The following is a 686-nucleotide window of genomic DNA, read 5'->3' as shown; positions in this document are numbered from 1 at the left end:
AAGACAGAAACAGTAGAACCAAAGACCCGTGATGTAAACACTAATGGTGATGGAAGCTTACCATCAGCAGATACTACAGTAACTAACTTAGGTGAGGAACTAAGGTAAGATGGGGTGAAGGAGCAGAAGAAATTGCTAAGAACCTCAAACCAGGTGAAAGTGCAAAGGTACCAGTAGTAATTACAATTCCAGGCGAAGGTAAAAAGACAGTTGAAGTAACTGTTACTCGTCCTAAGACAGAAACAGTAGAACCAAAGACTCGTGATGTAAAAACTAATGGTGATGGAAGCTTACCATCAGCAGATACTACAGTAACTAACTTAGGTGACTTGCCAGAAGGAACTAAGGTAAGATGGGGTGAAGGAGCAGAAGAAACTGCTAAGAACCTCAAACCAGGTGAAAGTGCAAAGGTACCAGTAGTAATTACAATTCCAGGCGAAGGTGAAAAGACAGTTGAAGTAACTGTTACTCGTCCTAAGACAGAAACAGTAGAACCAAAGACCCGTGATGTAAACACTAATGGTGATGGAAGCTTACCATCAGCAGATACTACAGTAACTAACTTAGGTGACTTGCCAGAAGGAACTAAGGTAAGATGGGGTGAAGGAGCAGAAGAAACTGCTAAGAACCTCAAACCAGGTGAAAGTGCAAAGGTACCAGTAGTAATTACAATTCCAGGCGAAGGT

The 686-nt window shown here is 41.8% G+C and carries 1 protein-coding gene; it reads left to right on the top strand.

Going from position 1 to position 686, the window contains the following annotated elements:
- Window positions 1-131 precede the first annotated feature (131 nt).
- The coding region (locus tag ETI37_RS07710) for a Rib/alpha-like domain-containing protein (RefSeq protein ID WP_341872603.1) at window positions 132-686 on the top strand (555 nt) is incomplete at its 3' end.

It is taken from the genome of Lactobacillus mulieris (genome assembly GCF_007095465.1).
Taxonomy (GTDB): Bacteria; Bacillota; Bacilli; order Lactobacillales; family Lactobacillaceae; genus Lactobacillus; species Lactobacillus mulieris.
This window is presented reverse-complemented; position numbering and strand designations above follow the sequence as displayed.